At 46.0% G+C, this 25,223-nt stretch carries 23 protein-coding genes and 1 pseudogene; 13 read left to right on the top strand and 11 right to left on the bottom strand.

Going from position 1 to position 25,223, the window contains the following annotated elements; genetic code table 11:
• Positions 1 to 3 precede the first annotated feature (3 nt).
• The 8 genes from KDN34_RS02905 (at position 4) to KDN34_RS02870 (ending at position 10,401) form a co-directional block, all read left to right on the top strand.
• Positions 4 to 339 carry a hypothetical protein gene (locus KDN34_RS02905; protein WP_212595443.1) on the top strand — a complete coding sequence of 112 codons (336 nt, stop codon included), beginning with the start codon at positions 4 to 6 and terminating at the stop codon, positions 337 to 339.
• The gene (locus KDN34_RS02900; protein WP_212595442.1) at positions 339 to 3,260 is read left to right on the top strand and encodes a tape measure protein; all 2,922 of its coding nucleotides are present in this window, start codon (positions 339 to 341) and stop codon (positions 3,258 to 3,260) included. The genes KDN34_RS02905 and KDN34_RS02900 overlap by 1 nt, the downstream gene beginning before the upstream one ends.
• A gap of 54 nt (positions 3,261 to 3,314) precedes the next feature.
• Positions 3,315 to 3,677, top strand: coding sequence for a hypothetical protein (locus tag KDN34_RS02895; protein ID WP_212595441.1), 363 nt, complete (start codon positions 3,315 to 3,317; stop codon positions 3,675 to 3,677).
• Positions 3,678 to 3,739: 62 nt separating this feature from the next.
• Complete coding sequence (locus KDN34_RS02890; RefSeq protein ID WP_228730402.1) at positions 3,740 to 4,369, top strand: hypothetical protein; 630 nt, start codon at positions 3,740 to 3,742, stop codon at positions 4,367 to 4,369.
• Complete coding sequence (locus tag KDN34_RS02885) at positions 4,366 to 4,992, top strand: hypothetical protein (RefSeq protein WP_212595440.1); 627 nt, start codon at positions 4,366 to 4,368, stop codon at positions 4,990 to 4,992. Before KDN34_RS02890 ends, KDN34_RS02885 begins: the two co-directional genes overlap by 4 nt.
• Positions 4,989 to 5,381 (top strand): DUF6950 family protein, encoded by a 393-nt coding sequence (locus tag KDN34_RS02880; RefSeq protein WP_212595439.1) that lies wholly within the window; start codon positions 4,989 to 4,991, stop codon positions 5,379 to 5,381. The genes KDN34_RS02885 and KDN34_RS02880 overlap by 4 nt, the downstream gene beginning before the upstream one ends.
• Positions 5,378 to 9,253: a phage tail protein gene (locus tag KDN34_RS02875; RefSeq protein WP_212595438.1), complete on the top strand. Its 3,876-nt coding sequence runs from the start codon at positions 5,378 to 5,380 to the stop codon at positions 9,251 to 9,253. The genes KDN34_RS02880 and KDN34_RS02875 overlap by 4 nt, the downstream gene beginning before the upstream one ends.
• 2 nt (positions 9,254 to 9,255) lie before the next feature.
• Positions 9,256 to 10,401, top strand: a complete 1,146-nt coding sequence (locus KDN34_RS02870) for a pyocin knob domain-containing protein (RefSeq protein ID WP_212595437.1) — start codon at positions 9,256 to 9,258, stop codon at positions 10,399 to 10,401.
• Between the two features lie 452 nt (positions 10,402 to 10,853).
• On the opposite strand, the gene KDN34_RS02865 is transcribed toward KDN34_RS02870, so the two are convergent.
• Positions 10,854 to 11,285: a universal stress protein gene (locus KDN34_RS02865; RefSeq protein WP_212596499.1), complete on the bottom strand. Its 432-nt coding sequence runs from the start codon at positions 11,283 to 11,285 to the stop codon at positions 10,854 to 10,856.
• 92 nt (positions 11,286 to 11,377) lie between these two features.
• On the bottom strand, positions 11,378 to 11,761 hold the full coding sequence (locus tag KDN34_RS02860; protein ID WP_212595436.1) for a SpoIIAA family protein: 384 nt from the start codon (positions 11,759 to 11,761) through the stop codon (positions 11,378 to 11,380).
• Between the two features lie 162 nt (positions 11,762 to 11,923).
• Here KDN34_RS02860 and KDN34_RS02855 point away from each other — a divergent pair, with 162 nt between their 5' ends.
• From KDN34_RS02855 to KDN34_RS02845, 3 genes are all read left to right on the top strand, one after another.
• Positions 11,924 to 13,354 carry a coniferyl aldehyde dehydrogenase gene (locus KDN34_RS02855; protein ID WP_212595435.1) on the top strand — a complete coding sequence of 477 codons (1,431 nt, stop codon included), beginning with the start codon at positions 11,924 to 11,926 and terminating at the stop codon, positions 13,352 to 13,354.
• Between the two features lie 182 nt (positions 13,355 to 13,536).
• Positions 13,537 to 13,752: a hypothetical protein gene (locus KDN34_RS02850; protein WP_212595434.1), complete on the top strand. Its 216-nt coding sequence runs from the start codon at positions 13,537 to 13,539 to the stop codon at positions 13,750 to 13,752.
• 108 nt (positions 13,753 to 13,860) lie between these two features.
• Complete coding sequence (locus tag KDN34_RS02845) at positions 13,861 to 14,892, top strand: IS630 family transposase (RefSeq protein ID WP_212595433.1); 1,032 nt, start codon at positions 13,861 to 13,863, stop codon at positions 14,890 to 14,892.
• A 130-nt stretch (positions 14,893 to 15,022) separates the two neighbouring features.
• Here the strand turns inward: KDN34_RS02845 and KDN34_RS02840 are convergent, their stop codons facing one another.
• From KDN34_RS02840 to KDN34_RS02800, 9 genes are all read right to left on the bottom strand, one after another.
• A complete protein-coding gene (locus KDN34_RS02840; protein WP_212595432.1) occupies positions 15,023 to 15,586 on the bottom strand; it encodes a hypothetical protein in 564 nt (187 codons plus the stop codon).
• An 18-nt stretch (positions 15,587 to 15,604) separates the two neighbouring features.
• Complete coding sequence (locus KDN34_RS02835) at positions 15,605 to 16,846, bottom strand: transglycosylase SLT domain-containing protein (RefSeq protein ID WP_212595431.1); 1,242 nt, start codon at positions 16,844 to 16,846, stop codon at positions 15,605 to 15,607.
• A gap of 9 nt (positions 16,847 to 16,855) precedes the next feature.
• The gene (locus tag KDN34_RS02830; RefSeq protein WP_212595430.1) at positions 16,856 to 17,656 is read right to left on the bottom strand and encodes an ETEC_3214 domain-containing protein; all 801 of its coding nucleotides are present in this window, start codon (positions 17,654 to 17,656) and stop codon (positions 16,856 to 16,858) included.
• On the bottom strand, positions 17,656 to 18,489 hold the full coding sequence (locus tag KDN34_RS02825) for a hypothetical protein (RefSeq protein ID WP_212595429.1): 834 nt from the start codon (positions 18,487 to 18,489) through the stop codon (positions 17,656 to 17,658). Before KDN34_RS02825 ends, KDN34_RS02830 begins: the two co-directional genes overlap by 1 nt.
• A 5-nt stretch (positions 18,490 to 18,494) precedes the next feature.
• Complete coding sequence (locus KDN34_RS02820) at positions 18,495 to 19,556, bottom strand: CsgG/HfaB family protein (protein ID WP_212595428.1); 1,062 nt, start codon at positions 19,554 to 19,556, stop codon at positions 18,495 to 18,497.
• A gap of 221 nt (positions 19,557 to 19,777) precedes the next feature.
• Complete coding sequence (locus tag KDN34_RS02815) at positions 19,778 to 20,599, bottom strand: cobalamin-binding protein (RefSeq protein WP_212595427.1); 822 nt, start codon at positions 20,597 to 20,599, stop codon at positions 19,778 to 19,780.
• A 154-nt stretch (positions 20,600 to 20,753) separates the two neighbouring features.
• Positions 20,754 to 22,673 (bottom strand): methyl-accepting chemotaxis protein, encoded by a 1,920-nt coding sequence (locus KDN34_RS02810; RefSeq protein ID WP_212595426.1) that lies wholly within the window; start codon positions 22,671 to 22,673, stop codon positions 20,754 to 20,756.
• 353 nt (positions 22,674 to 23,026) lie between these two features.
• Positions 23,027 to 23,731, bottom strand: coding sequence for an LrgB family protein (locus tag KDN34_RS02805; RefSeq protein ID WP_212595425.1), 705 nt, complete (start codon positions 23,729 to 23,731; stop codon positions 23,027 to 23,029).
• Positions 23,724 to 24,092, bottom strand: coding sequence for a CidA/LrgA family protein (locus KDN34_RS02800; RefSeq protein WP_212595424.1), 369 nt, complete (start codon positions 24,090 to 24,092; stop codon positions 23,724 to 23,726). The genes KDN34_RS02805 and KDN34_RS02800 overlap by 8 nt, the downstream gene beginning before the upstream one ends.
• 224 nt (positions 24,093 to 24,316) lie before the next feature.
• Here KDN34_RS02800 and KDN34_RS02795 point away from each other — a divergent pair, with 224 nt between their 5' ends.
• Both KDN34_RS02795 and KDN34_RS02790 read left to right on the top strand, forming a co-directional pair.
• Entirely contained in the window at positions 24,317 to 24,859 is a 543-nt protein-coding gene (locus KDN34_RS02795; RefSeq protein ID WP_212595423.1) for a glutathione peroxidase, read from the top strand.
• Between the two features lie 90 nt (positions 24,860 to 24,949).
• Positions 24,950 to 25,215 (top strand): annotated as a pseudogene (locus KDN34_RS02790) (IS3 family transposase); the annotation flags it as partial.
• Positions 25,216 to 25,223 lie beyond the last annotated feature (8 nt).

Raw genomic sequence — 25,223 nt, 5'->3', positions numbered from 1 at the left:
GGTGTGCGGGAACTGTACTCCCGTGCACCAGAACTCAGCGAATCTGAACAGCGGGAACTGGATGCCGAGATTGCTGGCTTCGGGATCGTGGGCCAAGAGGAAGAAGAGCCTGAGCCGCCCATCGTGTTCTGGGATGAACATAAGGCGGCAATAGAGTGGTGGCTACAAGTGCAGGATATGTTGCGCTGGCAAGGTCCAATCTGTGAAGGATTAGACATCTCAGCAGTAAAGGCAGATGCAGAGATGGCAGAACGCCAGTTTATTGCAGAGGATTATCGCCGCCTGAGACTGATTGCAAACACGGTTAAATCCCTATTTAACGACAGGTTAAAACGCTGATGAATGATCTTAAACTCTCTGTCAAACTCACTGCGGATGGCCGTCAATTTATTACGGTCGTTGATAGTGCTAAAAAAGAGATTGGTCAGCTATCTGGAGAACTTAACACTTCACAGGGTGCCAGTCGTAATGCGGCCAGAGGGTTGCAGACCCTCGAACAGCAAGGCCAACAAACTGCGTTAAAACTTTCCACTATCGCCAAATCTGTCAGCGGTGTTTTCGCGGCGATGGGCGTGGCAACACTTGCCAGTTCTGCCAGTCAGGAGTTGATGGCATTTCAGGATCTGCGTACCCGTCTGCAACAATTGTCCGGTACCGAAGCTGCGTATGCCGATAACCAGGCATACTTGATCCAACTGTCCAAACAGCACCATAAAGAAATAACGGCACTTGGCGACAGTTATGCCGGTCTGCTGAACTTGCAGGATGCCGGATTGGTTAACCAGCGTCAGGCCAGATCTATTCTTGAAGGGATGAGTAACGTACAAAGTGCGTTAGGTGCCAGCTCTGAGCAGCTTGGTCAGGCAATGTACGGCTTATCGCAGGCGCTAGCTAGCCCAGTCATTAAAGCAGAAGACTTTAACCAGGTAATGGAGCCATTGCCTGGATTGATGAATAAGATGGACAAAGCGGCTGGCGTGGGTGCTGGTGGCATCCGTAAGATGGTACTTGCCGGACAGATGACCAGCGCCATGTTCCGGGACTACCTCATTAAAGCGCTGAATGAATATCAAGGTGCCGCCGCGAAAACCGGCGACAACTTATCAGCCATGTACCGCGATAACAAGAATGCTTATCAGCAGATGGTAGTGGCCTACGAACAGCCTATCAATGACTCACTCGCGCCAATACTCAAAACCAGCGCGATAGTCATGCAAACCTTTGCGGATAATGTTGGTACTGTATCGACAGCAGTTGAAACAGTTATGGCCGTAGCAATGGCCCGTGGCACTGTCGCTGTTGGGGCTCATACGATCAGCCTGATCAATAACGCTGTAGCGAGTGAACGCACCAGAGCCGCTGCTGTTAAAGAGGCTGAAGCTGAACTCGCACGAGCAACCGCGCTCCGGGCTTCCGTTTATACCGCAGGCCAAGCCGTCGTGGCTGAAGAACGCTTAGCCAAAGCTAGAGCTGCAGTGGCAGCGGCCACAGCAGAAGCATCTATCGCTTCGCGTGCATACACCGGGGTTACTTCGTTACTCGGTGGTTGGCCTGGGTTGATCTTAATGGCGGCTACAGGTTGGGTAGCATTCAGTAGTGGTGCCAACAATGCAGCAGATAACGTTGGCATTATCGATGACAGGGTTAAATCGTTACTGGGAAATATCAATGACCTAACCCGCACGCAGCTGGACAGTAAGATTCGGGCTTTGCAAAGTCAGTATCAACTGCAGTTATCAGGCATTAATGATATAGACCAGAAGATCCAAAAACTCGAAAGCAACCGCCAGTATGGTCAAGGCCAGTACGCTGATGTCCAGTCGCAAATTGATAGCCTAAAGCAGCAGCGGCAACAGCTGGAAAACGAACGCGATGCCATCAGCAAAACCATGCAGCAAATCATGGCGAAGATCCAGGGCAATACGTTCAACAATATTCAGTGGCAAGGTGGTGGCAATGATGCCCCAAAAACAGATCCAGCGTTAACCAAGCAGGCTGAATCGATGCTGTCGAACTTGCAAAAGCAAGTCACGTTATATGGTTCTGCCTCAGAATCGGCAAAGTTATTCTATGAAATTGAGGCAGGGTCGCTGCAAAAATTAGATCAGCCAATGAAAGAAAAGCTGATTAAGGCTGCCGCTGACTTAGATGCTCAAAAGGCAGCGGAAGAGCAAACTAAAAAGAACAAGCAGGCTGAAGATGAACGTGCCGCAGTTCTGCAAAAGTTACTTGGAAATATCGACCCGGTAACCGTTGCTGCCAAGCAGTACGCTGATCAAGAAAAGCTGCTCAAAGACTATTTTGAAAAAGCCAACGTCCCATTGGCGGAACGCACCCGCTTGCTGGCTAACTTAAAAAATCAGTATGAAGCGAGTACCCCTTATAGTCAGCTGCGCAATCAATTAGATCCGGCTTATGCTGAGAATCAGACTCACACTAATAACTTAGATACTCTCAATTCGCAGTTGGCAAATACGCCAGAGGATGAAGTTGCAAAACGTGCTGAAATAAATGCGCTTATAGAGGCTGAACAGCAACGCCATGCTACTGCCATGACAGATATTAATAGCAGTATATCGTTCAACTGGAACCAGATGTGGCAAGACTCAGTTGACCGAATGACAAGTGGCATAGGCGCTGCCACTGCGGATGCTCTGTTTGAAGCCAAAAACTTTGGTGATGGAGTGCAAGAAACTGTTAGAGGTGTTGCCAAGTCAATCGTGCAAATGATGGTCGAATGGGCAGCTAGAAAAGCGGTGATGTTTGCAATGGATAAGATGTTTGCATCTTCAGGTGCTCAGACGAACCAGGCGATTGCTGTTGAGACAGGGACAGGTATTGCAGCAGCCTATGCTCCAGCAGCGGCTATGGCATCTTTGGCATCATTCGGTGGCAACTCAATTCCAGCGATGGCAGGGATGGGAGCGACGGCAGCGCTGGCAGAAACGCTTTCAATCGTTGGTATTGCCCACGATGGTCTACCACTTAACCGTGATGAAGGTACATACTTGCTACGCCAGGGTGAAATGGTGCTTAACCCAAAACAACGCGATAATTTTGAATATATGGTGGACTATGCCAAAGGCGGAAATGCAGGAGCTAATCAGTTAAATCTGACCGTTTCACCAACGATTGTAGTACAGAAAGAATCGCAGGTTAGCGAAGTGCAAGATTTGCTTCCGCAAATTGTTAAATTCACAACCGCTGCAGTAGTTGAAAACATGAATATGCGCGGAGAAGCATGGACGGCTACTAGATAAATAATGATTGCATTTGTAAGATGTTTTTAAACTCATTAATCAAAGGATGATTAAATGTTTGAAACACAGAAAGTTCTTGATGAAATAACAAAGATGTATAGAGAAAGGGTCGCAGAATTATCAAATGCTGGTGTAACAGATAAATACGAATTGGAGCATCAAGGTTTAAGTCCCATGAAACTATATTTAAGATTGGGTGGGGAGTATGAAAACAAGGAGCATTCAAACTTATTTTTTGCGGCGCTTGATGACTTATTTAATAATGACATCATAGATGATGCATCTCTTAATAAAAGAACTAACCCTAGAGGATGGGGTAGATTCGAACCGCATAATCAAGGGCAAATAATTTGGGAAGATGGTAATTTTATAGTGCCGATATTAGATACAAGAATTAACGGTGGTTATCACTTCTAACCCAGAAGCCTTTCAAATTCTCCCAATGACCGTGATTGCGACAATGGATCACGGTTTTTTTATTGGCGGAGTTTGCAGCAGTGGCAGTGCTGACGTTTCCATCTGGGGTCTATCCAAAAGAGTGCGTGTGGCAGCTGGTCACCCGCACTAAAACTTTCCGCAATCCGTATAACAATGCGGGTGGTCAGGACTTAACGCTACCAGGTGCATACTGGTCAGCCAAACTGTCGTTCGCCACATTAACTCGCGCTAAAGCCCAGTCTCTGCTGGGTACCTTAACCGCATTAGACGGCACCGCTGGCCGCATCCAGATGTGGGACCATGCATTTGCATCACCAATGGGCAATGGCGGTGGTACGCCGGTTGTCGATGGTAACGGTCAAACAGGGAACACCCTGAACATTCGCAACTGTACTCCTTCAGTGACCTGGTTAAATGCCGGTGATTATTTCCAGTGCGGCAACCAGCTGCACATCATGATTGCTGATGCAGTTACCGACAGCGCGGGTAAATGCACCTTGCAGTTTCGCGCAGCATTACGTGAATCTCCTGCGGATGGCGCAGCGATTACTGTCACTCAGGCGAAGGCTATTATGCGCCTGGTTGATGATAAGCAGCTGCCGCGCCGCTCTACCAACTCCCGCGTGTTGTCTGACTTCACGATTGAATTTGAAGAGGCGATCGACGGATGAGTGATTTTCTCAATGCCATTGAAACCCTCAGACAACAGCACATCACGGCAGTGCTGTTGGTCTATCTCGATTTTGCTTCGGGTCCCATCTATGTGCATTCCGGTGTCGGTGACTTGGTATATGAAGGCATCAATTATCGCGGCATTGGGGTGCTGGGAAAAATCGGCTCGGTGAAAGAGAACGGCAAGGTTGCCCCAGACAAATTAACGCTAGGGCTTTCCGGTATTCCGTCAGAGCTGCTGTCTACCATGCTCACCGAGTATTACCAAAACCGTCCAGCGCGCATATCCGTGGTCATTCTGGATAACGATACCCAACTGCCGATTGCTGGGGATGTCATCTTTGCCGGGCGTATGGACGTGGCCAAGCTAACCGACGGCGACACGTCAACAATCAGCTTGAACGTGAACTCCCGCGCTATCGATTGGAAGAACGCCCGTAATGGCCGTTACACCGATGCTGACCAGCAGGCGAAATATCCAGGTGATAAGTTCTTTGAGTTCGTCCCTCAGGCGGTTGACCACGAATTGCAGTGGGGTATTCCAGGCGGGACTTCGTCCGTTAACAGCAGCGCCAGCGGTAGTGGCGCCGGCGGTACCAGTACCAGGACGGCATTAAAATGATGACGTTCGCAGAGTACATTACCCAAAACCGTGGCAAGCCATTTAAATGGGGCACCCACGACTGTTGCCTGTTCGTGGCTGATTGGCTGTTGGCAAAAGAGTCTGACTTTGGCGACATCGCCGCCGAGTTTCGCGGTAACTATGACAGCCAGTTAACCGCCTTTAAACGCCTGCGTGAACAGGGTTTTAACGACCTTCAAAGCGTGTTTAACGCCAAGTTAGGAAACTCGGTACCGGCGCTGCAATTGCGGAGGGGTGACGTAGTGCTGCTGGCAACGCCTGCCGGGGATGTGATGGGGCTATTTGGCGGCAACCAGTGCTTTGCATTGGCAGAGTCAGGTGTGGATGCCTATTCACGGGCCGCAATTAAAATGGGGTGGCACGTATGAGTTCCATTATCGAAGGCACTCTCAAAGGTACACCCATTGGCAAGCTGGCATTCGATGCGCTGGGGATTAATGCCTGGTGGGAAGTCGATGCTGGTAAGTTCATCAAAGACTCGCTAATTCCCTCTGCCGATGCTTATAGCTCTGATGCATATAGCCAGCAGCAGATGAGCAAAAACCCCATTGCCGCACGACGCAGTATCTATGGCCGGGCGATGGTGTCAGGCTCGCTGACGTACATCAACGAGGCGGGTGACGATAACGAATATCTGTACTTCATCCTGCCGCTGGCTGCTCACAAGTGTGATGCCGTTGAGGAAATCTGGTTTGATGATGTAAAGGCGTATTCCAATGGCGCGATGTCATCAGACTATGCTGACCATGCGCGGGTGGGGATACACCTAGGCGACCAGACCGCCGCCGATGCCGATTTTGTCGCAGAGTGCAGCAACTGGACCACTGCCCATGTCGGCTTTGGTGTCACCTATCTGGCAGTGCGGCTGAAATACGATCCCGACTTCTGGACCAGTGGCCTGCCTAACGTCAAAGCCCTGATACGTGGCAAACCAATTTATGATCCACGCCAAGACAGCACCAACGGCGGCAGCGGTACCCAGCGTGTTGACGATGATTCAACGTGGGCGTGGAGTGATAACTGGGCGCTATGCGTGCTGGACTATACCCTGTTTGAAGCGGGGATTGGCGCACTGCCATCTGAGGTCAATTTCCCATCATTTGCAGCCGCAGCAAACGACAGTGATCAGTTAGTCCAATATAACACCAGTGGCGATACTGAAGCCCGTTACACGTGCAATGGTACCTGTACCCAAGCACAGGCACCGACATCAGTGCTGGACCAGCTACTAACTGCTGGTGCTGGCATGATGAGTTACATCAGTGGTCAATATCACCTATGGGCAGGCGTGTACCAAGGCCCATATGCCATCGAGCTTACCGAAGCCGATGTGGCAGGCAATATCGAGCTGCGGCCATTTAATGAACGCGCCAATCTGTTCAATGCAGTCAAGGGCACTTATGTTGATCCTGACTCCAGTTATCAGCAGACCGACTTTCCGCCGTATGAGTCATCCTATTACCGCGCCCAAGATAATGATGAGTACATTGCCAGTGATATAGATCTGCCGTTCACACAGTCAGTTTATACGGCGCAACGGATGGCAAAGCTCAAGCTGGAATTGGTTCGCGCTGGGCAACAGATTGTGGTGCCACTAAATATGGTAGGACTTGCCATTACAGTCGGTACCGTTGTCAAACTGACGCTACCACGGCTGGGGATTGATGCGGAATATCAGGTTATCGATCGCAATCTCGACTTTGGTGAACCCATTACCGTCACCCTGCGGCAGACAGGCGCAGCGCTATACGACTATGCGATGGGAAGTTATACCGATAAACCGTTGGTACCAGGATTAAATCTGCCAGATCCTGCCGTGGTACCAACCCCCAAGAACCTCGCCTTTGAGGTGTTTGCTGCCGATGCTACTCAGCTCGGTCAGCTAACGTGGGATGCTCCAGGAGGGATTTCTTCATACCTCTATCGCATAGAGATCGTGATGGGCGACTTTACCGCCTATCAAGCCAACATCAGTGGCACGGTACTAGCGGTACCGCGTATTGATGCGGGAAATTACACCATCAAAGTCTGGGCGATAAACAACTTCGGCAATCGCTCCAACAATCCAGCCACCTTAGCCTTAGCAGTAGATACCGCGCCAGAAGTGACCAGTATTGATGTGGTGGCATCGCTGTTTGAACTAAACATTACGCCGCAGACCACCGTGACAACTGCTACCAGTACCGTGTTTAACGTTAAAGGCGGTTTGTCCAATGACATCGCCAACGCCACGTTAATCGGTACCGGGAAAAACGTGGTGTGGACGGGCAGAATGGCAGACACCACTTATTATTTATGGGCACAAACAACCAACGACTATGGTCAGTCTGCCTGGTTTGGTCCGGTGCAAACCAAGACCAGCGGCGACAACTCAACGCTAATGGATGCGTTGGCACAGAGCATTACTGAGTCACAGCTAGGGCAAGCGCTGCTCTCAAAAATCACCTTGGCGACTGAAGCTGGCTCATCAATGGCTGATGCTTTGGCCGCTGCACACAAGTCAATTGATGATGCCAAAGAGCAACTGCTCCTTGCGCAGAATGACATATCTGGTCAGCAGCAAAACGGTGTTGAGTACGACGCCAAAATAACGGTATTAGATGCAGCTAGAGCAGAGATTGATTCACGTCTTGGTACTGTCGAGAGCAATATTGGCAGTATCGATAGCAGAGTTGAAACGGTTGAAACAACATCTACTGATAACGCCGAACGATTAACTGTTGTTGAATCTAGTGCAGAAGATAGTGCTAGCCGGGTTGTGACGTTAGAACAAGCATCTGCATCACAAGCGCAATCTATCACTGACTTGGAAACATCTGACGGCACTCAGAACAGCCGACTGACCAGCGTAGAGCAGACCAATGCCACTCAAGCAACGCAGATCAGCAATCTAACGACCAGTGTTGGAAACAACTCTAGCTCGATTACTCAGCTCAATCAGACAACATCAGCCCAAGCACAATCAATCACTGACTTGGAAACGTCAGACGGTACTCAGAACAGCCGACTTACCAGCGTAGAGCAAACCAACGCCACTCAAGCAACGCAGATCAGCAACCTAACGACCAGTGTTGGGAACAACACTAGCTCGATTACGACTTTGCAGCAGACGGATATTGACGAGGCAGAGCGAGTTGCTCAGCTTAAAGTTGAAAAAGACAATGCTTCTGCAGAGATGCTGGTTCAGGAATCGGTTACCGCTGGCCAAGTGCAAAGAACATCTTTGCTTGAGGTTAGAGCTGGTGAGTCTGAATCGCGCATTGTTGAACTTGATAATGTAACAGCAACCCAAGCAATACAGATCACTCAGTTGGAATCAACAACTGGCGATAACACGGCTGCGATTGAGCAGACAGCGCAGACGGTTGCAGACTTAGACGGCAACCTACAAGCAATGTGGAAAGTTAGCCTTGGCGTAACTCAAGATGGTAAATACTACGCTGCAGGATTTGGCTCAAGCATTGAAAATACCGACCAAGGGTTACAGTCTTCATTCTATGTGCTGGCTAATCGCTTCGCGATTCTGAATCAGGAGACAGGAACTAGCGCAGTAACCACACCATTTGTTGTCGAAAACGGTCAGGTATTAATGAATACCGCGATGATCGAAAACCTGCAAAATAAAACCTTAATCCAGAACTTAAACGGGCAGATGATTGCCATGTCTCCAGGATTCGGTAGCTCGTCTCAGTTCATTTTCTGGTTTGGCCCTGATGTTGGCGATCTATCAAACTGCACAGAATCTGCAGCAACGCTTTATATGACAACTGCAGGAGCATTACGTGGTCGCGGAACGCTATTCTTCGGCTCGCTGACCTCACAGAATCAATCGACAGACAAAACAGATACGGCATCAGTCACTATCGGGCCATTCAGTAGTGATGGTGGGCTTATCACAATCAATGCCTCCTATCTCTTTAGCACTCAATACCAGTTTGCAGGAACTTGCCCAGTATCACCTGTTACACCAAGCGTAACGATAGTGCTGGAGCGAAAGATAGGTGCTGCAACGACTTGGAGCACGGTGATGGTGAAAACAATCGCTGGCTCATTTAACTGTATCCAAGAAGGTTCAGATGCCATCGAGAACGAAAACATTTCAGATGGCTGGACCTACCAAGATAACCTTCAAACAACTTCAGATAGAACATATCGACTGCGTATCTCATCCAGAACAATCAACGTTTCTCAAGGTGTTATCGATGAGCAGTTGTTGGGCCTTATTTCAGAGGAATCATAATCATGTGGATTAAAGCAACTCAGGCATCAGTCGCCGCTGGCGGCATACTCATTACCATTAACAGCGGCGAATCAGCTTCAGCAGTGCAGGCTGGCGATGCCGCCATTCTCGGCAATAACTCGCCAGTCGAAATCAAAGGAGTGCAGCAAGCAGTTGGTGGTCAGTGGCAGTTGGTATTGCAAGATGCATGGCCTTACGCTGCGGTCACCAATGGCGCATTGCGCGTGCAACCGAACGGTGGACGCTTTGAGGCGGCAATCCAAGCGATGCGTGATATCAACACCTATGCTGCGAACACTCATGCCGCCATGAATGAATGGCTGACCAGTACTGCAGCCACTATCAGCGTAGAAAAGGCTGATGGTTCAAGCGTTGGCATTCCAACGCTGAGTAGCTATACAAGTAATTGGGGGACTGCAGCACTTAAAAATGTAGGTGAAGAGAGTGGTGAACTCATGCAAGTTGGCGCATTTGGTTTGGGCCAGTCTGTCGCCAAAAATACTGGCGGCATTGATCTAAACACTGCAAATCTAAAAACTGGATTTTATTCAGGAAATAATTGGTCTAACGCGCCAGTAGCAATGTCAGATACCTCGTGGGGGTATCTTATCGTGCAAAATCTTGCGACTGTAGGGGCATCTGGATATTCCTCTCAAATATTTATCTTGAATAATTCCTCCTCTAAACTTTGGTCACGTACAAGAATTGGTGGAACATGGGGACCATGGTTAGAACTATACTCAAAAGGAAATACTACGGTTGATAGCAACGGCTTTATCAAAGCAGCATCCCCAATCATCAAACTGTATGCAGACTCAATCGAAACCAATGACTCAGCTATTCAGCAATCTCCAGCGTTAGTGGTTAATGGTGTTGGTGATTACACTATCACTGGCACAAGTGGATTTGCGCAAACTGGTTGGTATATCAATACACCCACTGATGCGAACGGAAACATCAAAGTGTTTGTTGAGTATGAGCAGGTCGAGCAGCCAGATGGCACTTACAACATCGATGTGAAAACCTACGAACCTGATTACAGCACAGGCCCAGCAACAGCAGGCGCACCATTGGATATTCCTGCTGGCCGTTGGATCGATATCCGTCTGCAGGCACTTCCAACACCTGAAATAGAAGCAGAGGTTTAAATTTTAAATTTACAACTAGCTTTTATATGTATTTAAGATGGTTTAAACCGAGTTAAAAGTTTAAAAGACGTGGTTGATTTTAATAATATAACCAACTCGATTAGTCGGATATTAAGAATCTAAATATACTATTTTGGTTCTATAAATAGCAAAGGCCCTTTAATGGGCCTCGCTTTTCTCATTTAGGCGTCACCTTTTCTCATTTTGGTCGGCGCGCTACATCCGCTGTGTGCGCCCCAAAAGGCTGCGCCAACATTTTGTTATAAGTTCAATCGACTAACGCTAATAGATAAGACACCTGAAATACAAGCGCAAAGTTCACACAGCAAGCGCTGGCTCACACCGATACGCACGCTCCCTCCGGCAATATGATTGCCGGTAAAGATAGGTTATAGCCGTGACTGCCTGGCGTGGAACCGTGGCGTTAATCCGCGGCTCCATCCACATTCAAGCTACTTCACTACCAGCACAGGGCATGTTGCCTGATTAGCAATATCTTCCGATACGTTAGTATTCAGAAAATGGCTCAGGCCGCTACGACCATGGCTTGCCAGTACAATCATCCCAACATCCGCATCTTTGGCTTCGGTTAAGATCTCTTCTACCGGATCACCACGACGAATGATGGTTTCGACATGCAGCGAAGTATCCAGCTCTGCCAGCAGCTTGTGCATACTCTCTGCCGCAGCTTTTTCCATGCTCTCCGCCAACTCTTCCGGTGTTACCACCAGCAGTTGGTAGCTAGCATCTGCCACGGGCTGATCCACAACATGCAGGATACGTAATCCCACTTTGTAGTGATTCGCCATATCAATGGCGTATCTGAGAGCATGAGATGCCGTATCAGAAAAATCTGTCGGCCATAGGATATCTTTATCGCGCATCATGACCTCCTTGCGGGATTGTTTCCCAGAGTATCAATTGCAAGGTTGCCGCCGAGACTCCGTCTGGCAACTACCTAGTTTTGGGTTGCTATTTACTCCTGCAACCAGACCACGGCCTCCTGCCGATCATTGAAAAACTTCACTTCCGAAGGCGTAAACCAGTCAGCCATGCGGGCCATCCATTCGTGCCAACCACGATTACCTAAAATGGCGATCTTTTTAAACTCCCGGCCATGTTTCAGTCCCAGTTTCAGATCATCCCACATCGCTCTGGCTTCCCAGCCATCCATCTCTGTTACATCCATCAAGGCAAAGATCTGCGGCTGAACAACACCACCAATTGCGGCTTCAAGTACCGGCACCATATACTCATAATCGTCATGGGTCAGCGTACCGGTTGCTTTGATAAACAGCACAAAGTCATCACCGCCATAGTTCTCAATACCAACGGAAATTCCATGAACTTTCATATTCATAGTCAACTCCTTGTACGCCGGTTTTGCAACTTCTATAAGTATAAGTCTAGTCAGCGAACTGTGCGTTTTCCGTGATAAAGATCAACATCATTTCGCGGTTGTCAGCTCACTGGAACTGTCTTAGCATGAATCCTGTCAGACGGGCTAAACGGGCAATAGGACATGGACTCATCTAACGCTTCCAGCTCATCAGAAACTACACTGTTCCAGATATGGCAACGCCAGCAACAGGCGTTTCAGGCGTTGCCTGTTCCGTCCTTAGCACAACGTCGTGCAACCTTGGGGGCGTTAAAAAAGGCGCTGTTAGCCGCATATCCGCAATTACTCATTGCCATGAGCCAGGACTTTGGTCACCGCAGTGAATATGACAGCCTGCTGGCCGATGTAGTGCCGGTACTCAACAACCTCAAGTATTGTCAACGCCAACTGCCGCGATGGATGCAACCACAGCGACGCCACAGTGGACTGTTATTGTTCCCCAGTAAACTGCAAGTTCATTACCAACCTAAAGGCGTGTGCGGCATTATCGTGCCCTGGAACTTCCCGGTCATGTTGTCACTCAGCCCTCTGGTGGCGGCGTTAGCGGCAGGCAACCGGGTAATGTTGAAGCTTTCTGAATTTACCCCGCACACCAATCGGGTACTAAGGCAACTGCTGGCACAGGCATTTGAGGAATCCCAGGTAGCGGTGATCGAAGGCGATGCCAGCGTCGCCGCTGAATTTTCAGCCCTGCCATTTGATCACTTGCTGTTTACTGGCGCGACTGACGTTGGTAAAGCCGTCATGCGCACCGCCGCTGCCAACCTGACGCCCGTCACCTTAGAACTTGGTGGTAAATCACCCGCAATCATCGCTGATGATATGCCAATATCTCTGGCGGTTGAGCGGCTGTTGTATGCGAAAACGCTCAATGCCGGACAGACCTGTGTGGCACCGGATTATGTGCTGTGTCCGCATGCCAAGGTGGCCGAGTTTATTAAGTGTTGGCAACTCAAATTCAACCGTATGTACCCAGATTTTGCCCACAACGCTGATTACAGCTTTATTGTTAACGAGCGTCACCATCAGCGATTACGAACACTGTTGAATGATGCTCAGGTGCAGGGGGCTCAATGTGTACCAGCATTAGGCAGTCTTGAGGCACTAACACAATTGCGCAAATGGCCTACAGTGTTACTTACCGAGGTCTCTGACAACATGGCCGTGATGCAACAGGAGATCTTTGGCCCGTTATTGCCGGTTATCGGTTACCAATCCTGGGAACAAGCACTGCGTTACATTCAACAAAAACCGAGACCGTTAGCGCTTTATTTACTGACGTTCGATAAGCAACGACAACAACAGTTGTTACAGCAAACTCATTCTGGCGGTGTCTGTATTAATGATGCGCTATACCATGTAGCCGCAGACGATGCCCCCTTTGGCGGTATTGGCCCCTCAGGTATGGGGCATTACCATGGCAGGGAAGGCTTTCTTGAGTTTAGCCATGCCCGCACAGTGCTAAGCAAAAAGCGCGTCAACCCAGCAAAATTGATGCAACCACCCTATCATCGTTGGTGGCAAAAGCTGTTGCTGAAGTATCTGCTACGTTAATTGGAGTTTCATGCAGGCATCCAGCAGCCGCTGATAACCAATAAAGTGGACGAAATCTCGCAATAGTTGCGAGAAATAACTAAAGATAACGTGATTAATTATATAATTGATTGAAATTTATCGTTTATATACGGCATCTGCGTTGCTTAATATCCATTGTAGATAAAAACAGGGAGTGAACCATGGGACCGTTTGAAGTGGCGGTTGTCGCCATTGTATGTGGCATCATCTATAAGATTGCCAACACGTATCTGCAACATAAAGGTGCTTTCGCAGCGGAGCAGGAGCTGACCCAAATGCGTGAAGAAATGAATGAGATGAAACAACGTCTCATCACGTTAGAAAGCATTGTTACCGATGAAAGCTATCAGCTTAAGCGCAAAATCGACGATCTTTAGCTTCTAAATAGCTGTTCCGAAGTGTAGATCACCTGCGAAGGGAACTCAGTGTGAAATGAGCGATCAGATAAGTCGCCAAACCACACTTTACACACACCCACACTGAGTATGAACAGAATAACATTGATTGATCGTGCCGAGCGACGCCGATTAGAGAAAATCGTCCAGCGAAGCAAAGATAAGCGTTTCAGCCGTCGAGCAAATGCTGTGTTACTTGTGCATCAAGGACTATCCCGACAGACAGTCGCAAGCTTGCTTAGCGCGGCTCGTTCTTCTGTAAATCGCTGGTGTAGCAAGTATAACGAACTGGGAATAAACGGATTGAAAGATGCCGAACTGGGTAAACCACCGTACTTACCCGGCGATGCCATAGTGAAGCTGCTACATTTTCTAATCCCTTGCTCACCACAAGATTTAGGCTATCAGCGTAGTCGTTGGAGTACCGAGTTGCTCGCCAAAGTATTGCGAAAACATGCAGGAATTCATATTCATAGTTCGACGTTACGCCGATGGATGCCAGAACTCGGGATAGTATGGCGACGGGCCGCACCGACACTCAGAATTCGAGACCCACATAAGGACGAAAAGTTAGCAGCAATTAAAGCGGCTTTGGATAACTGCAATGCCGATAATCCTGTCTTCTATGAAGACGAAGTTGATATCCATTTAAACCCTAAGATAGGTGCAGATTGGGGCTTTCGAGGGAAACCACGGTTAGTGGCAACACCTGGCCAGAACGAAAAATATTATCTTGCGGGGGCCTTACATGCCGACACAGGCACAGTGAAATATGTAGGCAGCGACTCAAAATGTTCGGCGTTATTTATTAGGCTGATGGAATTGCTTCGGAAGAGCTATCGCAAAGCAAAAACTATCACGTTAATCGTGGATAATTACATCATTCATAAGAGCAAAAAAGTGCAGGCTTGGCTAAGCAACAATCCCAAGTTCACACTCCTGTTTCAGCCCGTTTATAGCCCTTGGGTGAATAAAATTGAGAAGCTGTGGCATGCACTTCATGAAACGGTGACACGCAATCATAAGTGTTCGCAGATGTGGCAGTTGCTACGTAGGGTGAGGCGATTTATGGAAACCGCTTCACCCTATCCGGGAAACCTACATGGATTGGCAGAGCTGTAGCAGAATTAGGATCAGTTATTTAGATAACTAAATGAAACAAGAATTTTCCAATTGGAATGTGCATTATTATGAAAACACTAGGAAGGTAATCAATACCTTCCTGCAAAAACTTAATTTCGAAAAAAATAATTTAATTATTTAATTCCGACTCAAGTTCTTCTATAGTTTTTTTCATCTGAAATTCTTTAAACAACGCTTGTTCAGACTGAGGATCTATAGATACACTTGCTTGATTAATCAACTTATCAAAAATATTTTTACTATTTTCCAATATAACGAACGCACATAACTGCTTTTGATTATCTATTTGTGCAAAGACAACTTCTTTTGGTATCGCACCAATTAAACTTTGTTGGGCAACCTGTTTACTGACCTGAGTAAAACTGGAATGAGATTCCATCTGTTGGTTATTTTGCTGTTGACTGTTAATAACCTTATCTAAAACTTTAGCTCTTGTTTCAATCTGAAGAGTTAAATCTGCTTTTGCGTTAGCAATGGCCTGGGCTCTCGCTGCTGCCATATTACCAGCCCAAGCTACACAACTTGAAGATGCTAAGCCATTCTCCTGTGTAGGAGTAAAAACCCAATTGGGCACAGAATCATTATCAGCTAAAGGCTTTGTCTGTGGCGCAGGGGTACTGTTACATGCACCTAATAACGTAAAAAGCCATATATATATAATATTTTTTCTCACAATTTTATATCCTTATAATTAAAGCGACCAATTCTTTATAGCTGATTGATAACGATTATCCAGCGCGCAAACCTTTTTTAAATAAAATTTCGTTTCATCATAAGGCAACCGTTGTTCTAGACGATCATATACCTGTTGAGGAGTTAATTTATTAATCTCAAACATGGCTTGTTTCAAACTTCGACTACCTTTGCTATTGAATACTCGAGCCACATTACCAGCACCGGTATTATAAGCAGCAATAACACAGTATTTTCTACTCACCTCATCAGTAATTCCCCCAAGATACTGTCTCCATAGAATGGCAAGATATCCAGCACCGTAGTCAATATTAGTTTTTGGGTGATACAAATCATTAGCAGTTGGCGGTGTATCAATTTGATAGATTTTTTTTGCAACATCCACTCCAGCAGAAGCTGGCACGATTTGCATGAGTCCAAACGCAGGGATATGAGATGTTGCGTGTGGGTCGTATGCTGATTCCGTTTGAGTTATTGCCAATAATAATGGTAATGATAAACCATAAGTTTTCACTTTTTCTTGATAACTTTTCAAAAAGGGTTTGGCTTTTTTATAGTCATAATCATTTGGTAAAAGCAATGTTTGTGATTGAATATGTTTATAGGTGAGGGATTTTTTATTCATTAAATCTAATTGGCTTTGCAACTTTTGTTTACGAACATTTGTTTCTGATTGCAACTGCATTTTTTCCTGCTTTACTTGCTGAGGAGTCGCCTCACTACTATCTATCGCAGCCATCGATTGCTGATACTGATTATCGATCTGCACTATTAAATTTAATTTTTGCTTTGATAATGGTTGCTGTGAATTTAACTCTGGTATTGTACTTGATACCATTGAAGCAGGAGATAAAAACTGTACCTCTCGCGCAGTATTTTCATCTTTTTCTAATGACTGCAAAATCTTTTCTTTATCAACTAAATGATCGGTTAGATACTCAATTTTAACCGTTTTGGCCATATCATCTATGCGGATACGAGTTTGAAGATCCTTGCTATAAATAACACGCTCTCGAGGAGACGATTGAACAGGTTCAGACCAATGTTGCATTAATTGCTGGCGAAACGCATCATATTCGGCAAGATATTGCTCTCTAAATTCCTGATATTCATTTACTTGTTGCTTCGAAAACTGCGAGAGCTGATACCGGTAATCGCTTTTAAATTCAGCAAAGCCCTCTTCAGCCATTAGTTCATGTGGCAAAAACAATACTGTTATGAATATCCATATGCTACGCATTTTCTATCCCTAAAAATAAGCGTTGAACTCAAATCTCGTCAATAATGCATCTGCCACATATTTTCCATCCAATTCTGAAATGGCATAAAATGTCGCTGGTGTCTGTGCAAGTGATTTAACTAAAGGTACAGCTTTAGATGTATCATCCAGCATTTCAGCCGAATCTAGCTCTACTAACTTCTTTTGCTCCTCAATCTGCGCTCGCCCATATTCACTAAAGCCTGAAAGTAAATGTAAATTCATATAGTTACTTCCTAGCTGATTGTCCATCATGAAATACATTAAATTTTGATCGTCATAAAAATATTCATTACTGTTATTAGATATGACCAAGATACTGTCGTAGTTAAGCGAAAAAGAACTAAATGGTACTTTTGGATTAAAACCATTTATAAAATGATTATTAAATGGTAAGGCATGTACTATTAATGCTTCAATTCTCTCTCCCTTTACAATAAGGGTTAGAAGAAATTTCGGCTTTTTATAATACCGGTACTCATAGATACTATCAATGGATGAGGTTTTTACCACTTGTGGCATACCAATTTTTTGTTCAGTATATTGAAGGTAATTTCCCACATCAATTCCACCAATGGTACGTTCTTCAGTCCAATTAGTAAAATTTGCGACAAAGACATCATACCCCTCTGTCAATAATGATTTTGTGTCTACCCAATTTCCTAAACCCATTAATAAAAAGGCTAGAAACATGATCCATCGATATAATTTTGTCGACCATCTTTCCTTTTGATGACTTTGACTAACACTTTCAACGCCTCCAATTTCATGCTCTAACCGTTTACCGGACATTACTGTTTGACCTCAGAATACTTTAGCGTTTGCAAATCTTTTGTCATGTCACTTAAACAATCTCTAAGTGCTCTCTCAGATAATTCAGCCGTAGTTGTACTCGAATAACTGAGGCCTTTGCCATCATATTGCTTTTGCCACAAAATTTGTTGTCGTTCCTGCATATTCATCTGAATACGTATCAGTACTTGATTACTTTTACGTAACAGCGTGTTACTGTCAGCGTTCATTCTCACCTGACAGTTGCCCACTGTCGACAACTTGAATCCTTGTTGCACCAATAACGATTCTAACTGCATACGTACTGATGTAACATTTTCACCAGTGACAGACACACATATGGGCTTTGCGATTAATAATGACTGCTGTCTTGCCAACTGTTCCCTTTTTGCTTCAATAATTTGTTGCTGTGAAACAGATATCGCCGCATAAACAACACAATTCTCTTTATCTGACCACCGGTCATATATCGCGGCATGACGCAATAACTGGTTACTATATAAAGAAACTTGGGAATGATAACCAGTGTTGGCAACACCGTCATTGTTGTTTATTGTTGTCTGCTCACGAGCAATAACTCGTGATTCAAGCATTTTTGTCATGGCTACGCGTGCATCATCGTCAGCTCGCTTTTCATCTAATGATTTTAGACCTGAGCACTGAGTAGAACCAACGCTAAAGAAACTATCGTCGGTTACATTCTGGCGTGTAACCCATTCAGGGGCTGGTCGCTCTGGATAATAATTATTACAGCTACAAGCCCATAAGTTTGTACTATAAAAACCCACTATCACAACCAGCCCACTAAATAGCTTTATTTTTGTTATTGACATACAGTTTAAATACGACCAGCGCCACTGAGTTGACTTAAAACTTTAATATCAGAATTACGTACCTTAAGTCTATCCTCGCCGTCCATTATATACTTAAGTTTATCTACATCTTGAGTTAGCGTTTCTGCATTACTATAAAAAGCCTCGGCCTTTTCTAAGTCACCACTATATTCAGCGCAAACGCCATTATTATAAGCAAGTGCAACTGATGAAGCATATTCGCCCTGAGCTTTAGCAAACATACTGCAAGCGTTATCAATACGATTTTTTTCTGCCAATTCAACAGCTATATCAAAATATTTTTCAGCTGTATCATTCATATCTGAATCATCAGACTCAAATAGTTCGACGTTAACTGTGAATATGTGAGGTGCAACATCTTCTTTAAAATCATCTGCAATTAACGCAAATGCTCTGCCTTTTAGCTCATTTTCTGACAATAACGCATCGCCCTCACCAGTACAACTTTCACTGTCAACTGAACGTGTATAATTTTTTGAGAACAAAATTTGTCCAGTTTCAACAGAAACAGCTTTTGGTTCAAATACAGCCACACCTGTACGTTTAGTACAACTAATTGTTGTTTCATATGAATTTTTGCATTTACTATCTGAGCATTTCGAAACTTCTTTAGAGTAATTTGTGGAGCTAACTGACGCGCTTAAAATTCCAGATACTATTGTATCAGCACCACTTAGTTTGCCAAATTTCACTCGGGTGGCACTATTAGCTAACATACCATCGCTGAACTTTTGTTCTTTAATTATTTTATCGAGAGTGGAACGATCAACTAATGTAAAATAGGGAATAGAATTAACACGTATGCCAGTGAGATTACTCTCAACAAATGAGACTGTTCCATCATTTCTCTGTTCCATAACTGCAATCCGATGCATTTCTTCCGCTCCAGCAATATTTGCTGGTTTCATATATGAAACTGGAACTTTTGGGGAACTGAAAGCATTAGCAATGTAACTGATACTATTATTTAATTGCTGGGTAATATTACAACCAGATAGTAAAATAACAACAATGGCAGTTGAGCCAAAGAAGACTCCTTTCTTCATGATTTATATCCCTTATTTAAGTCATTTATTATACCTTACGACGTTCTTTTACCATTCAAATATTTAAGCAGCAATAAAAAATTAAATTTTTTATTAATCAAAAATTAAAAGTGTGATCATGTAAAAATAAATAGGTTATGTTTAAGTAAAATTATAAATTTTCGAAATTATTCATTGACAGGCTTTATCCCCAACGGTAGGGATGTTCACCAAAAGCGGACTTATCGAACTTTATCCAGTACACTACACAGCTTTTCTAATCCATTGATCAGCCGCGGTGTTGGCCGCTGCAGTAAATCCGCATCAATAGTGTAAATTTGCTTGTGCTTGACTGCAGGGATTTCGGGCCATTGCTGCCAGTTAACAGTCTGCGGATTACCTGCTTCGGCAGTGCGAATAATCACCTGTGGCTGGCGTAACAGCACCGCTTCAAGACTCACCTGCGGATAAGCGGTGACAGCATCAGCAAACACGTTTTCTCCATGACAGACCTCTAGCAGCTGCTGCATCCAGCTTCCTTTTGCCACCGTCATCAATGGATTCGACCATAACTGATAGAAGACCTTTACCGGTGTTTTATCCACATTTTGCTGCCGGATAGCTTGCAGTTGCTGTTGGTAAGCAGTTGCTGCTTTTTTAGCTTCTGCGTCATGCCCCGTAAGCTTGCCCAGTTGCAACAGCTCGGTGGTCACATCCTGCAATTGTCGAGGCTGGCTGATATACAGATTCAGACCCAATTCTCGCATTCTGGCAATATCCTGGGGCTGATTACCATCGCCCCAGGCCACGACCAGGTCTGGAGAAAGCGTCAGTAGTTTATCAAGCTGAATACCATAATTACCGCCAATACGCGGAATCGACTTAGCCGCGTCCGGATAATCGGCAAAATCCGTGGTTGCCACTATCGCATTACCGGCGCCAATGGCATACAGCAGCTCCACAATATGCGGCGACAATGCCACAATGCGCGTAGCTACAGGGTCCTTAGCAGATACCGGCAGCACACAACAACCCAACATCAGTAGCAGCAGTAAAGATTTCATCGACATCCTTTGCCCAACAGTTAGCCAGAACCCTATTTTGGGGAAGAGATGGGACAGTATAGTGAAGCAGAACAAAGGTCAACGCGTAGAGACGTGAGCATCATTGCAAGGCGTCAGGCGACAAACACAAGTTGTCGCCTGCATGCCGCGACCGCTATAACTTAAAGTGACCTAATAACGATTTCAATTGCATCCCCAAAGATGCTACGCCCTCAGTTGCCTGAGCAGTTTCTTCAGATGCTTGTGCAGTTTGTTCTGCGATATCGCGAACTCGGACAACACTTTGATTGATATTTTCCGCAACCGCACTTTGCTCTTCCGCAGCGGCGGCAATCTGATGGTTCATATCCTGAATTTTGGCAACGGCCCGGGCGATATCATTCAACATATTGCCCGCATCGCGTGACAAACCAACGGCCTCATCACTGAGTTCGCGGCTGCGATCCATCTTCTGCACTGATTCCTGTGTGCCATGCTGTAGGTTAGATATCAGTTTTTCAATCTCTTCGGTGGATGCCTGGGTACGGCTAGCCAGACTGCGCACCTCATCGGCGACCACTGCGAAACCACGACCGGCTTCACCCGCACGAGCCGCTTCAATCGCGGCGTTCAGCGCCAGCAGATTCGTCTGTTCTGCCACAGATTTAATCACATCCAGCACCGAACCTATGTTGTCACTCTCAGCCTTTAACTCCGACATCGCTTCAGCGGTACTCGCAATTTCAGCCGATAGCCGCTCGATATGTCGCACGGCCTCAGCCACTTTTTTATTGCCGGTTGAAGTCACAGTATCGGCCTCGATTGCCGCCTGTGCGGCCTGCTCGGCGTTACCGGCCACCTCTTGCACAGATGCAGTCATTTCATTGATAGCTGTCGCTACCTGATCGGTCTCGCTACGCTGACTTTGCATGCCGGCACTGTTCTGTTCTGATACCGCCGATAACTGTTCTGCCGAACTGGCTAATTGCACCACACTGCCGTCAATCTGCCCCAACACATCTTTTAGGGTGTCATTCATTTCCCCCATGGCGCGCAGCAAGGTTCCTAATTCATCCTTGCGTTCACTGCCGATACGGTGAGTTAAATCGCCATCAGCAATCCTTCTGGCAGCCGTCACCGTCAGGTGTAACGGATTAACGATTTGACTTGAAATCAACAATGAGCAGCCGATGCCCAGCAACAACACCAGTACGGTAACAGCAATCACCAGCATTTTTGCCCTAGCGCCATCAGCAAGGCGTTTAGCTGACTGTGAATCAACCAGTCCGGTCACACTGGACAGCAATACAGTAGCATCTTGATCCAAGGTAGATTTAACATTCTCAATTTGCTTGTCCACGGCAACTAGCTGGTCAAGTTTAGCGGTATAGTCATCAAGCGCAGTCAGTGCATTACTCAGCAAAGTTTGCTGTGCAGTGGGAACCGACAACGCTTTACCTTGTTGCTGAATATTGCTGATCTGCTGTTTTGCACCATCAAGGTTTTTCTGCGAGGGTTCAAAAATATAACCGCGCACGTAGTAACGCATCATAGCCACTTGCTGGTTTATCTGAGACGCACCGATGACGACTTGCCAATTACCGGTTAGCGATGCCTGTTGTGTAAGTTGCTGCTCCAACTGCGAAAAATTATTGATAACAGCATTACCCGTCGCTACCCAGGTTTTACGCAACTCGGCTTTATTAGTTTTGAGTTGTTTAACCTGATTAAACCCATTTTCATAGTGGCCTAACGCGGATAGTGCATCGCTAATGAGTTTCTGATCCGCCACATCCAGATAGAACTTGGCTTCTTGAGTCAGTGTTTGTCGTGTCTTTTCGACAAGAGAATCAAATTGTTGTAAATCCGTTTCATTACCAGTTTGTAGAAAGTCCTGACGGATAATTTTAGCCTTGTACAGGGTATCAGTCAGTGATGAGGCAATTGCCACTTTATCGCTACGATCAATCATCATCTGGACACCACTGTAACCCATCCAGGCGACGAAAAATGTCAATAACAGTACCAGGCCAAACCCCAGCCCTAATTTTTTCGATACAGCAATGTTATCTAATAAACGGTGCAGTAATCTCATAACAATATCCCTTTGGCCGGCAGTTATCCTTTGATGGAGGGAACTCGCAGTGTTAAACAAAACATTTTTATTATTAAAAAGTTACAATTTGTTAACTGAGGTAAACGTCACACTCTAGTTTATGGAGAACAAAGAGCGTGACGAATTAGTCTCAAGTATAACGAATAAAAATTAACCGCAAGGTAACTATGAAATCTTTATCGGCTGGAGCACGGTAAAACTGTAGTAGGTAAGAGTAACTTGCGGGTAAAACTCAACGTTCAACGGGGATTTAGTATGCGTTATTGGCCAAGACACCGGTGTCCACCAGCAAATGTTGGGCAACTAGTGCGTCAATATCCCCAGATAATTGACTAAAGCAGCAATGGCAAAACTACTGCCAGTAGCACACCAAACAGCCCCATTCCCAAGGCCGAAAAGGCACCACATTCTTCGCCCTCATCCAAGGCCTGTACTGTGCCCATCGCATGCGCATTAATGCCATAACTCAGGCCACGCGCGGCGGGCTCTGTCACTTGAAACAATTTAAATAACCACGGTGCCATTGCCGCCCCAAACACGCCGGTAATCATCACAAACGCCGCCGTTAATGAAATATTGCCGCCAATACTGTCGGATACCAGTATCGCGATAGGCATAGTAACGGACCTTGGCGCTAGACTCATCTGCAGTACTTCGGACCCACCTAACAACCAACAAAACAGTACGCTTAAGGCAACCGTCAGCCCCCCGCCACAGACTAAAGTGATCAGAATCGGTCCAAATAACTGGCGAATACGTCGCAATTGACTATAAAGTGGTACAGCCAAGGCAATGGTTGCTGGGCCAATCAGAAACGCCACCGGCTCTGCTGCAACACGATAATCGGCATATGGCACATCTAATATCAGCAGCACCGTGATCACAATCGTCACCGCCACAATGACCGGCTGCAAAATAGCGATTTTAGTTTTGCGATAAAACCACAACGCTATTTGGAACGCTACCATGGTCAGGCCTACGGCAAACTCTGGTGTTGCTTTCAATGACTGCAGGCTGGCTAACAAGCTGTCAATCATGCTTGCCTCCCCTCAGCCTTTGTTGACGCCGGATCATTCGTTGCATCAGCCAGCCACTGAAAGGAATGGTGATCAACATAGCCCCCAACAGTGAGACGGCAATAATCGGCAGTTGTGACCAAAGCGCATCCAGGTTACTCATGAGTCCCACGCAAGGAACCACCAGCAACATCGGCAAGTACTGCAACAAGGGAGATGCCGCGGCCTGCAAGGTCGGGGGAAGCCGGCCATAAAGCAGCAACCAGATGAATAGCAACAACAAGCCAATGATTGGACCGGGGAGCGTTGGCAATAGCCATTGATGCAGCAAAGCACCGAGTAATTGCAGAACTACCAGCCAAGTTAAACCGTTAACAGGCAATTTGTCCTCCCGTGACTGACATAGAGCATTTTCGAAAGAATAGTTTCAAGATTACCTTGTTTAACAACTACTGCGAAGCGCTTGTAAGGTCCCAAAGCGCGATTAATTACATGGGCAACGACCACACGCAGATTGTTGCAATCAGGAATACGGTCATCTTACTTGCGAATGACAATCAACTCAGGCAATGTGATCTCGATCAAATATCAAAGAAGGTAAATATCATGAGCATCTATGACATCCAGGTCAAAACTATTACCGGTGAGCAACAAGCACTGGCTGATTTTCACGGTAAAGTACTACTGATTGTCAACACTGCCTCCAAATGTGGTTTAACGCCTCAGTACGAACATCTGGAAAAACTCTACAAAGATAAAGCCACTGAAGGGTTGGAAATTCTTGGTTTTCCCTGCAATCAGTTTTTGGGACAGGAACCAGGTGATGAAGCAGAGATCCAACAATTTTGCAGTTTGAATTACAGCGTCACTTTCCCAATGTTTGCCAAGATTGATGTCAACGGACCAGCACGGCATCCATTATACCAAGCCTTGATTCTGTCACAGCCCAAGGCTATTGCAACGCCTGATGGCAAACTCAAAGCTAAGTTAATCGAACTTGGTCAGGCGCCGAAACATCCAGAAGATGTACTGTGGAACTTTGAGAAATTTTTGGTAGGAAAAGACGGTACGGTACTGGCCCGCTTTGCGCCGGATATCACCGTGACTACTGAGGTTTTCCAAGAAGCATTGGCAAAAGCGTTGGCATAAAGAGAATTAAATAAAGGATGGCATCCGCGCCATCCTTTTTATCGCTGACAGTCCCGTCCTGAAATACGTTGACATAAAGAGGACTTCTTTATGGCGACATCAACTAACTCAAGCCGTAAGCGCACGCAACGCGATTACACCTTAGCCTTTAAATTAGGTGTCGTAGAACGTGTCGAAAAAGGCGAGATGACGTACAAACAAGCCAGCAGCACTTTGGCATTCAGGGCAAGACAACCGTACTCGTTTGGCTCACAAAGCATGGTAGACTCGATTGGTCGAAACCCTTTCAGCATCCCCTTATGCCACATTCAAAAGAAACCCCAGCACAAACTATCAAACGCCTTGAGCGTGATGTCCCGTCCAG

Origin of the sequence: Shewanella yunxiaonensis (assembly GCF_018223345.1) — a bacterium.
Lineage (GTDB): Bacteria > Pseudomonadota > Gammaproteobacteria > Enterobacterales > Shewanellaceae > Shewanella > Shewanella yunxiaonensis.
The sequence above is the reverse complement of the archived record's forward strand: the minus strand, read 5'-3'. Positions and strand labels throughout refer to the sequence as shown.

Coding starts and splice junctions, on each gene's coding strand:
- KDN34_RS02900 (WP_212595442.1), top strand. CDS start 339: ATGAATGATCTTAAACTCTCTGTCAAACTCACTGCGGATGGCCGTCAA.
- KDN34_RS02895 (WP_212595441.1), top strand. CDS start 3,315: ATGTTTGAAACACAGAAAGTTCTTGATGAAATAACAAAGATGTATAGA.
- KDN34_RS02885 (WP_212595440.1), top strand. CDS start 4,366: ATGAGTGATTTTCTCAATGCCATTGAAACCCTCAGACAACAGCACATC.
- KDN34_RS02880 (WP_212595439.1), top strand. CDS start 4,989: ATGATGACGTTCGCAGAGTACATTACCCAAAACCGTGGCAAGCCATTT.
- KDN34_RS02875 (WP_212595438.1), top strand. CDS start 5,378: ATGAGTTCCATTATCGAAGGCACTCTCAAAGGTACACCCATTGGCAAG.
- KDN34_RS02870 (WP_212595437.1), top strand. CDS start 9,256: ATGTGGATTAAAGCAACTCAGGCATCAGTCGCCGCTGGCGGCATACTC.
- KDN34_RS02865 (WP_212596499.1), bottom strand. CDS start 11,285: ATGCGCGATAAAGATATCCTATGGCCGACAGATTTTTCTGATACGGCA.
- KDN34_RS02860 (WP_212595436.1), bottom strand. CDS start 11,761: ATGAATATGAAAGTTCATGGAATTTCCGTTGGTATTGAGAACTATGGC.
- KDN34_RS02855 (WP_212595435.1), top strand. CDS start 11,924: ATGGACTCATCTAACGCTTCCAGCTCATCAGAAACTACACTGTTCCAG.
- KDN34_RS02850 (WP_212595434.1), top strand. CDS start 13,537: ATGGGACCGTTTGAAGTGGCGGTTGTCGCCATTGTATGTGGCATCATC.
- KDN34_RS02845 (WP_212595433.1), top strand. CDS start 13,861: ATGAACAGAATAACATTGATTGATCGTGCCGAGCGACGCCGATTAGAG.
- KDN34_RS02835 (WP_212595431.1), bottom strand. CDS start 16,846: ATGCGTAGCATATGGATATTCATAACAGTATTGTTTTTGCCACATGAA.
- KDN34_RS02830 (WP_212595430.1), bottom strand. CDS start 17,656: ATGTCCGGTAAACGGTTAGAGCATGAAATTGGAGGCGTTGAAAGTGTT.
- KDN34_RS02825 (WP_212595429.1), bottom strand. CDS start 18,489: ATGTCAATAACAAAAATAAAGCTATTTAGTGGGCTGGTTGTGATAGTG.
- KDN34_RS02820 (WP_212595428.1), bottom strand. CDS start 19,556: ATGAAGAAAGGAGTCTTCTTTGGCTCAACTGCCATTGTTGTTATTTTA.
- KDN34_RS02815 (WP_212595427.1), bottom strand. CDS start 20,599: ATGAAATCTTTACTGCTGCTACTGATGTTGGGTTGTTGTGTGCTGCCG.
- KDN34_RS02810 (WP_212595426.1), bottom strand. CDS start 22,673: ATGAGATTACTGCACCGTTTATTAGATAACATTGCTGTATCGAAAAAA.
- KDN34_RS02805 (WP_212595425.1), bottom strand. CDS start 23,731: ATGATTGACAGCTTGTTAGCCAGCCTGCAGTCATTGAAAGCAACACCA.
- KDN34_RS02795 (WP_212595423.1), top strand. CDS start 24,317: ATGAGCATCTATGACATCCAGGTCAAAACTATTACCGGTGAGCAACAA.